Raw genomic sequence first — 9,621 nt, 5'->3', positions numbered from 1 at the left:
TGAATCTGTTACCATTCCTACCTTTAAAGAACTTTTTTTACCTGTGTCACCATTTCCACATCCAGCCATTAATCCAGTTAATAGTAAACTAGTCAAAGCCAACGCTATTGATTTCTTTTTCATTTTTAACCCTCCAAGTATCATTTTACATCTTAATGATATTGCGATAATTCTTTCCATATTTATATACAAAAAAAATTAGCTAATCTAAATATCAAGATTTACGATATTATTTTATCCTTAAACTTTACATATTGCAATAGCAAGTTGAATATTTATTCTTTTAGTAAAGAAAACATTCACTTTTTCTTTACTAATTAGGCTTTTTTCTATAATTTTACGAAAAAATATTAATAGAATTAAGCACTTATCCTTAAATATCCAAACATTATTATTAAGAAATTAAAAAATATAATATCACTTTTTTGTAAATTCAGCTATTAAATCTATATTTTTAAATAATATCTTTCCATTATATTTTCCCCTATATATCCAAAAGGAATTCATCTTTTTCGATTCACAATTGAAATTTTCAGCAAACCCATCATCATTTTTAATGTCTGACATCATAGCCTTTAAATTTTCTATTTTCCATCGCCTAGAATCATCATTGATTTTATTCAAAATATTTTTACTATCTTCAAAAACAAATCTTGGTCCACAAAGATCTTTCTCAAGTTTATTTAATACATTTGTATTTTGACCACCGTCTAGGATACAAAAATATCCATAATCCATTTCACTACGAACTAGCCTTCCATAAATCTGCTTCAACTTTATACATACCTGAGGATAATTTACATCAATATAACTTTCTTTTTTATAAGTAGTTACTGCTTTTAGTAGTGGATCCTCAAGACTTTTGTTAGGTATTTTATCTACCATGACACAAGTTAATGCATCACCTGGAATATCTATTCCTTCAAAAAATCCTTTACTCCCTAAAATAATAACTTGTCTACTATCATCTTTTAGATATTTTAATGATTTTTTATGTGAGTATATTTCAAATTTTGTATTCCTCGCAAGTTCAGCAAGTTCTTCTTCCACAGCTTTTCTTCTTAAATTATTAGTAAATAATATTAACATATGCCCATTAAGTTTTAGTGCCATCTCAAATATAAACTTAGCAGAGTTCTTTAAAAAATTACTACTATTGTATCTACCAATATCATTTAAAACAAATATTTTAGTTTTATCTTTTAATCTAAATGTTTGAGGCAGTATTAATTCCTTTGCTTCATTTTGTCCAAGAAAACATTTCATTTTCCTTAATGAATTATTAATTCTAAAAGTAGCGGATAAAAATGTAGTACTTTTCACATCTTTGAGTATCCGATCATTAACGAGTTCTTCAATATTTAATGGTATATTTGTAATTTTAAAATAGCTATACTCCTTTGAAACTTCAATAACTTTTGCATGAGTTTCCTTTTTTGTTGAATTCTCTAAAAAAACATCTAGTATTTCATATGATGATTTAAGCTTCATAATATAATCATATACTATTTTATAATCCTTATCTTCCTTACTTTCCTCTTCTGATGTAATGTTATTTAAATATCTATTTAGAAGACTATATATTCCATATATATTTTCTTTTATTTTAGATATATGAAATCTTAAAACATTGATTTTTTCTTTAAACGCTTCTTCAGGCAAAGAAAATTCACTTCTAAAATTGTACTCATCTTTAACAAGCTTTAATTCAATAGACTTGTTTAACATAATACCGATGTTCGTTTTAATTTCAGTTATCCAATATTTAATTTTAGCAAGTTCCACATTTTCTCGATACCCATTACTTGCATTTAGATTAGTTAATTGTCTATAAATAGTTGGTTCTACTTCATATGCATTCTTAAGTAGTTCTACAAATTCTTCTGAATTAAACTCTTCTGAAAAAAAATCATAGCATTTCTCCATCAAATTATGTGCTTCATCAATTACTAAATGCGTAATTTTCTTCTTTTCATTATAAGGCCAACTTGCCAATAAAGAATGATTTATAACAGTAATATTTTCAGCTGGAAGTTCATTATATCTATTTTTTAGAAAGCAAGGTTTTAAACATTTTTCTATATTACAGCTCTCATTTTCGCACACTACATCAGATAAATACTTTTCTAAAGAAAAGTAAGTATACGCAAAATAGCTTATGTTTTCAATATCACCATACTTTCCATCTTTACATAATCTTTTTAAGAAAACTTCTGCCAAAATACTTTTTAATTCACCATTGAAATTTTGTGATTTCTCTAACCTCTCACTACATATATAGTTACTTTTTCCTTTGATAGAACCATATTTAATTTTTTCATCTAAATCTAACTTCATCAGAATTTTAGGTATATCTTTCGAAATAAGTTGATTTTGTAATTCTTTTGTATCAGTAGATATAATAAATGATGAATCTTGTACTTTATAACTTCCTTTATTTATATATGCCTTTAAAGTTAGTATTAACAAATAAGCAAAAGTTTTTCCACTACCCGTAGGGGCTTCTATAAATATTTTTTCCTCATTTTCTATATTTGTTTTGATTTTTTCAGCTAAAACTCTTTGTTGCTCTCTATACTTGTATCCAAAGTCTCCACCATTAGTCCATATATCTGTTTTTCTTAAAAGATTTTCATATTCATCATATTTAATCTGCATCTTCTTTAGCTTAGGCTTAGCTATTTTATTTTCATCATAATTTATATATTCATATCCCTGAAATGTAAAAAGTAATGGTCTCTTAATATATTTTGTCCAAGCCCATCTTTTCTCTAAGGCATACTCTTTTACTAATATTTCGTAAAAAGTAACTTTCCTTCTTTTAAATACCCTCTCTTCCCTTGCCCATTCTCTACACAAGAGAGCATTAACTACTTTTATACTACACTCAATATTACTAAATTCATTCTTCAAATGCTTATTTTCTGAAATGTTAGTAAGTTTTTGGACTAAGTACTCAAGGGTATATTCCTTTAACCACGGTTCAAGAATTGCTGCTAGTTCCATAATATTTAATACATTATTTTTGATTTCAGGAAAACATCTGAGCATAACTTTACACAGATGAATACCATTGAAACAGATTAGTGGATAATCCTCTAAGAATTCTGATAAGCTTTTTGTAATTTGCTCTAAAGTCTCAACTTTTTCCTCTATTTTTTCAGAGTATTCTTTTTCTCTTTGAATTTTAGTTAAAGTTTTTTTCTCATGTTGAACTTTTCTTTTATAAGTATATATATTGTTATCTATAATCTTTATAGCATTTATTTCAATAATATCTAAAGATAATTCATCAAAGCCTGTTGTTACTATATCTAAATATATAACGTTATCTAATACACTTTTATCTCTTGAATTCATAGATTTACTCCCAATCATTATAAAATAACAATTAATTATATCATAAAGAAAGTGAATTCATTGCAATTTTTCTAAGGATTTTTACGTAGTTAATTTACTTATTTTTCACTAAATCCAAAGTATCTCTAGCTATAACTAATTCTTCATTGGTTGGAATAACGAATACCTTTACATTCGAATCATCTGTGGATATTTCTTTGAATTCTCCTCTAACTTCATTTTTTTTCTTGTCAATTTTTATTCCAAAGAACTCCAAATCCTTTAATATTAACTCTCTTGTGATTGGCCCGTTTTCTCCTACTCCTGCTGTAAACACTATGGCATCAACTCCCCCTAGCTCTACTATGAATGCACCAATTTGTTTTTTTATACTATTGTGATAAATATTAAAAGCAAGTATTGCTCTTTCATCACCATTTTTATATGCTGTCTCAATATCTCTAAAATCTGAACTTATTTGTGAAATTCCTAACACTCCTGATTTTTTATTCAATATATTACCTACTTCATCTATAGTTAATTTAAGTTCACTCATTAAATATAATGGTATTGCAGGATCTATGCTTCCTGATCTAGTTCCCATTACTACCCCCTCAAGTGGAGTAAATCCCATAGTAGTATCTATAGACTCTCCATTTTTTATTGCACACAACGAAGCTCCATTCCCAAGATGGCAAGTAATTATTCTCAAATCACTTATATTTCTTCCCATATACTTTGCTGCCTCTTCAGAAACATACTTATGTGAAGTACCATGGAAACCATATTTTCTTATTCCATGTTTTTCATATAGTTCATATGGTAAAGCATAAAGAAAAACATCTTTTTTCATAGTTTGATGGAATGCAGTATCAAACACAGCTACCATTGGAGTAGATGGCATAAGCTCTTCACAAGCCTCTATTCCAACAATATTAGGTGGATTATGAAGTGGTGCTATTTTACTACATTCATTTATTGAATCCTTAACCTTCTTATCGATTAAAATTGATTCAGAGTACTTTTCGCCTCCATGAACAACCCTATGTCCAACTGCAGCAATTTCATCCATTGATTTTATTACACCATTCTCTTTATCTATCAAAGTATCCAAAACGAAGGAGATTGCTATTTTATGATTTTCCATAGGCTTATTTAAAATAAACTTATCCTTACCTTCAACTTTTTGTACTAACATAGACCCTTCGATTCCTATTCTCTCAACAATACCTTTTGCTATAACATTTTCTGTTTCCATATCAAATAATTGATATTTTAATGATGAACTACCACAATTTATTACTAAAATTTTCAAATCTTTTCCCTCCACTTCTTTATTAATAACTATAATTAAATTTTCATATATTTTATTATTATAAAATTATATTTAAAATATTACATTATTTAAAATATAATCCAATAATATTATTGACACTATATTACAAAATAATTCATTTACTAATAAACGTTTTCATATTTAAAAATACTTAACTATTAGTTTTTGTCTTTTATATATTAATTGCATAATTCATTATAGTCAAGATATATTTTGATCATTTTTGAATTTTATTTATAATTTAATTAAATCTATAGAAATCACCTTTTGTATTTTTTACAAAAAAAAGATCAGGATTATAATCCTAATCTTTTTTATTTCTATCTAACTATTCTGGCAAGGATCTATGTCCTATACCAATAACAACTTCATCTAAATGCAGAAGCCCTATACTTAAAAATATGCATACAGAAATATGTTCACCTTTTCTTGCAATACCAACTTTACCACCTACATTTTGTCCATTGGCTCTAGTACTTATTTGCATTAGAGCATCCCTAGTAGCACCTATTACAGCACCTTCATGAAGATGTTCTTCTCGAATAAGTCCATTTCTCTTTGATGCAACCAATGCTCTTTCTAATATTTTATGAATTGACTCATTTATATTTCCACCTATATTTACAGCTGTAACCTTTGCAGACAACTTTGCATACTCATTCTTAAGGAATTCTTCTTCTTCTCTACTACTAATAGCCATTCTTGTTGCAATTTTTGCAACTTGAGTACTAGTCTCACCACTCATTTATTTATCTCCATTCGTAAAATAAAATTTTAGCGACAAACTGAAAAAACTATACATTCTTCTAATGTTAATAGAATGTTCATTTCATCATTAATACTTATATCAATTAGATCAGCCTTTACTTCCTCTATATACCTATCTAGAACTATTCCTATTGAAAAAAGCAATTTCAGCTCTTTATTTAAAAAGAACTTAAAAGTTTTTTTCTCATTTACCATATCATAAACATCTTTAATTTCTTTAGAAAAGTTCTCCGAATCATCTATTAACATAGCCGCTAATCCTAATAAAGGATAAGCATCAAATGGTAAAAAAGACATTTCACTTTTTATGTTACACACTATTTCAAATGCTTTTTCTACCTTCTTTTCAATTTCTTTATCTTCTAAAATAAGAGAAAATGTAAGACTTTTTATCATATCTTCATTACAATTTCCTGCTTGTCTTATATTTTCTGATACTAAATTAAACTCGTTTTTAATAACATCAATTGGTTTACTAGTTGTTGCTAACAATACATATCCAATATAATCATCGCCATTTAACGCATTCTTAACTTCTAATAATCTCTGTAATTTACTATCTAATTCTTCATCACAAAATCTATTTGCTAACATAAATGAAGAAAACAAAGTAATTTCTTCTTCTAAAAATCCTTTAGAAATTAAATGCTTATAAACTTCAAGAGTATCTCCATATACTTTTTTGTATTCCTTATTTTCATTTATCAAAATTGAGAATATATTTTTAAACTTCTTGGTAAAATTAATTTCTCTTGAAGTTACTAAATCTAAATATCTTCTAACTTCCTTCACTTTTTTTAAATCAATTTCTTTATCTGTTCTACCATACAAAAGTGCTTCAACTATATTTAATCTTCTCCCATACCATCTTAAAACTTTTTTTACCTCTCTATAATTCTCAGAAAGTAAATCAACCTTACTTCTCAGCTCAATATCCATATCATCATCCTTTTTTATATGTTATTCTCTTCTTATATAATACCATAAAAATAATTTATCTTGGATATTTTTTATTAAAGAAAATCTTGTATTTTTTAAAACTTCCTAATCATTTTCTAAACTCTGGACAACTTTCCTTTAATCTTTCATTTTATGTATTTAGAAGGCAAAAACCTTTCAAATTTAAGTTATGCTCTTAAATTTGAAAGGTTAATTTCTAGGAATTAAAATTTCCCATATGTCTAAATTTCTTGTATCTTTCTGATACAATTTCATCTATTGATGATTTGCTCAAATATTTTAATTCTTCTACTATAACACTTTTTAGTATCTCAACCATTTTTATAGGATTCTTATGAGCTCCGCCTCTTGGCTCAGATATAACTTTATCAATTATGTTATATTGCTTTAAGTTCTCTGCAGTTATTTTCATAACTTCAGCAGCTTCCTTAGCTTTACTTCCATCTTTCCACAGTATAGAAGCAAACCCTTCTGGTGAAAGTATTGAATATATAGAGTTTTCAAGCATTAAGACTCTATCAGCAACACCTAATGCAAGTGCACCACCACTTCCTCCTTCTCCCATTAAAACTGATATTATTGGAGTTTTAAGCCTACTCATTTCAAGCAAATTTCTTGCAATTGCTTCACCCTGCCCTCTTTCTTCAGCATCAACTCCACAGAAAGCTCCTGGAGTATCGATAAAACAGATTACTGGTCTCTTAAATTTTTCTGCATTTTTCATAAGTCTTAAAGCTTTTCTATACCCTTCCGGCTTTGGCATACCAAAATTTCTCTGTATATTTTCTTTAGTATTAGCTCCCTTTGATATAGATATAACTGTAACAGGTCTACCTTCAATAGTAGCTATTCCACCTATTACTGCTCCATCATCTCCAAACAATCTATCTCCATGCAATTCTAAAAAATTATTAAATATATTTTCTATATAAAATGCTCCAGTAGGTCTTTCTTTATGTCTAGCAATATTTACCTTATCCCAAGCTGTTGCTTTCATAATATCTCTACCCATAATTCTTCACCTCATGTATAGACAAAATATTATAAATTTCTTTTCTTAAGTTTCTTCTATCTATAATAGTATCTATAAATCCTTTTTTTAATAAAAATTCAGCCTTTTGGAAATCATCAGGTAAAACTTCCTTTATTGTATCTTCAATTACTCTTCTTCCTGCAAATCCGACTAAAGCATTAGGTTCACTAATTATAATATCGCCTTCCATAGCAAAACTAGCAGTGACACCTCCAGTTGTTGGATCAGTCAAAACAGTGATATACAATAGTCCTGCATCATCATGTTTTGCAATAGCTGCACTTACCTTTGCCATTTGCATAAGTGAAATAATTCCTTCTTGCATTCTTGCTCCACCTGAAGTAGTAAATATAATTAATGGCAATCTGTTTTCAGTTGCATATTCAACTATAGATGTAATTCTTTCACCAACTACAGATCCCATGCTTCCCATCATAAAAAAGCTATCCATAACTGCTGTAGCTACTTCAATTCCATTTACCTTAGCAATTCCTGTAACTACCGCCTCACTACTATCAGTACTCTTTTTTCCTTTAACAACTTTTTCTTCATATCCTTTAAACTTCAATGGATTTGATGTTTTTATCTCTTCTCCATAAGCTCTAAATGAACCTTTATCAAAGAACAACTCAATCCTCGTGCTAGCTTTTATTCTAAGATGATTTTTACAACTAGTGCAAACATAATAATTACTGATTAAATCTTCTTTATAGATAATACTTCCGCACTTATCACATTTTGCCCATAGCCCAGAAGGAATATTGGGTTTATCTTCGCTATCTCTACTAATGTTCTTTACAGTAGCATACTGACTCTTTTTAAATAAATCCTTAAGCATTTCCAATCACCATCTTTTCTCCGATAAAAGAAGTATCATATTCTCCTTTTAAAAATTCTTCTTGTTCTAAAAGCGAATATTGAAAATCAATATTTGTTTTTACTCCACCAACACCGAATTCACCTAGAGCTCTTTTCATCTTTATAATAGCTTCATCCCTATCTTGGCCAAATGCTATAAGCTTAGCAATCATAGAATCATAACAATGTGGTATTTTATATCCACAATATGCAGCTGAATCCAATCTTATTCCCATACCACCAGGAACATATAATTCTTCTATTTTTCCTGGACATGGCATAAAATTTTTACTTGGATCTTCAGCATTTATTCTACATTCAATTGCATGTCCTCTAAGCTTAATGTCTTCTTGTGCTAATTCAAGTGGAAGTCCAGCTGCTATTTTCAACTGTTCCTTTACTATATCAACACGAGTAATCATTTCTGTAATAGGATGCTCAACTTGAATTCTTGTATTCATTTCCATAAAATAATAATTACAATGTTTATCTACTAAAAATTCAATGGTTCCTGCATTCTTATAATTAGCTGCTTTTGCAGCTCTTTTAGCTATTTCACCCATTTCATTTCTTAATTCTTCAGATAGAAATGTTGATGGTGCTTCTTCTAATACTTTTTGATTTTTTCTTTGAAGGGAACATTCTCTTTCTCCTAAATGAATTACATTCCCATGTTCATCTGCTAAAACTTGAAACTCAATATGCCTTGGTTTTTCAACAAACTTTTCAATATAAAGAGTATCATCACCAAAACATGCTTTTGCCTCTGCTTTTGCTGTATTAAAGCCTTTTCTAAACTCTTCTTCATTAAAGGCAATTCTGATTCCCTTTCCACCACCGCCAGCTGATGCTTTTATCATTACAGGATATCCAATTTCTTTTGCAATGCTAACACCATGGTCTTCATTATCGATTACACCTTCAAATCCTGGAACAACAGGAACTCCAGCTTCTTTCATAAGTCTTCTTGCTGCAGCCTTATTTCCCATAAGTTCGATTGAAGTGTAATCCGGTCCTATAAATGTGATATTACACTCTTGACACATCTTAGCAAACTTTGAGTTTTCTGATAAGAAACCAAAACCTGGATGTATAGCCTCAGCACCTGTTAAAACACAAGCACTAATTATATTTGCTTCATTTAAATAACTATCTTTAGCTGCTGCAGGTCCAATACATACTGCTTCATCTGCAAGTTGAGTATGAAGAGCTTCTTTATCAATATCAGAATAAACAGCTACTGTTAAAATTCCCATTTCTCTACAAGCTCTAATTATTCTAACGGCTATTTCTCCTCTATTGGCAATAAGTATTTTCTTAAACATTT

General features: G+C 28.7%; 7 protein-coding genes. All 7 read right to left on the bottom strand.

Annotation, left to right across the window (positions count from 1 at the left end):
- Window positions 1-417: 417 nt before the first annotated feature.
- The 7 genes from FAY47_RS03545 to FAY47_RS03515 all read right to left on the bottom strand — a co-directional run bounded on the left by FAY47_RS03545 (window position 418) and on the right by FAY47_RS03515 (window position 9,619).
- Window positions 418-3,360, bottom strand: a complete 2,943-nt coding sequence (locus FAY47_RS03545; RefSeq protein ID WP_185966705.1) for an ATP-dependent DNA helicase — start codon at window positions 3,358-3,360, stop codon at window positions 418-420.
- Window positions 3,361-3,454: 94 nt separating this feature from the next.
- The gene (locus FAY47_RS03540; RefSeq protein WP_143315035.1) at window positions 3,455-4,654 is read right to left on the bottom strand and encodes an acetate kinase; all 1,200 of its coding nucleotides are present in this window, start codon (window positions 4,652-4,654) and stop codon (window positions 3,455-3,457) included.
- Between the two features lie 349 nt (window positions 4,655-5,003).
- Window positions 5,004-5,420 carry a HutP family protein gene (locus tag FAY47_RS03535; protein ID WP_143315034.1) on the bottom strand — a complete coding sequence of 139 codons (417 nt, stop codon included), beginning with the start codon at window positions 5,418-5,420 and terminating at the stop codon, window positions 5,004-5,006.
- A 29-nt stretch (window positions 5,421-5,449) separates the two neighbouring features.
- Window positions 5,450-6,382 carry a DUF4003 family protein gene (locus FAY47_RS03530; protein ID WP_143315033.1) on the bottom strand — a complete coding sequence of 311 codons (933 nt, stop codon included), beginning with the start codon at window positions 6,380-6,382 and terminating at the stop codon, window positions 5,450-5,452.
- 217 nt (window positions 6,383-6,599) lie between these two features.
- Complete coding sequence (locus FAY47_RS03525) at window positions 6,600-7,415, bottom strand: acetyl-CoA carboxylase carboxyltransferase subunit alpha (RefSeq protein ID WP_143315032.1); 816 nt, start codon at window positions 7,413-7,415, stop codon at window positions 6,600-6,602.
- Window positions 7,408-8,274 (bottom strand): acetyl-CoA carboxylase, carboxyltransferase subunit beta, encoded by an 867-nt coding sequence (accD, locus tag FAY47_RS03520; protein WP_143315110.1) that lies wholly within the window; start codon window positions 8,272-8,274, stop codon window positions 7,408-7,410. The genes FAY47_RS03525 and accD overlap by 8 nt, the downstream gene beginning before the upstream one ends.
- The gene (locus tag FAY47_RS03515; RefSeq protein WP_143315031.1) at window positions 8,267-9,619 is read right to left on the bottom strand and encodes an acetyl-CoA carboxylase biotin carboxylase subunit; all 1,353 of its coding nucleotides are present in this window, start codon (window positions 9,617-9,619) and stop codon (window positions 8,267-8,269) included. Before FAY47_RS03515 ends, accD begins: the two co-directional genes overlap by 8 nt.
- Window positions 9,620-9,621 lie beyond the last annotated feature (2 nt).

The organism is Clostridium sp. HBUAS56017 (genome assembly GCF_007115085.1).
GTDB lineage: Bacteria > Bacillota > Clostridia > Clostridiales > Clostridiaceae > Clostridium > Clostridium cibarium.
This window is presented reverse-complemented; position numbering and strand designations above follow the sequence as displayed.

What these genes read in the sequence shown, in the direction of transcription:
- FAY47_RS03545 (WP_185966705.1), bottom strand. Translation starts at nt 3,360, where the DNA reads ATGAATTCAAGAGATAAAAGTGTATTAGATAACGTTATATATTTAGAT.
- FAY47_RS03535 (WP_143315034.1), bottom strand. Translation starts at nt 5,420, where the DNA reads ATGAGTGGTGAGACTAGTACTCAAGTTGCAAAAATTGCAACAAGAATG.
- FAY47_RS03530 (WP_143315033.1), bottom strand. Translation starts at nt 6,382, where the DNA reads ATGGATATTGAGCTGAGAAGTAAGGTTGATTTACTTTCTGAGAATTAT.
- FAY47_RS03525 (WP_143315032.1), bottom strand. Translation starts at nt 7,415, where the DNA reads ATGGGTAGAGATATTATGAAAGCAACAGCTTGGGATAAGGTAAATATT.
- accD (WP_143315110.1), bottom strand. Translation starts at nt 8,274, where the DNA reads ATGCTTAAGGATTTATTTAAAAAGAGTCAGTATGCTACTGTAAAGAAC.
- FAY47_RS03515 (WP_143315031.1), bottom strand. Translation starts at nt 9,619, where the DNA reads ATGTTTAAGAAAATACTTATTGCCAATAGAGGAGAAATAGCCGTTAGA.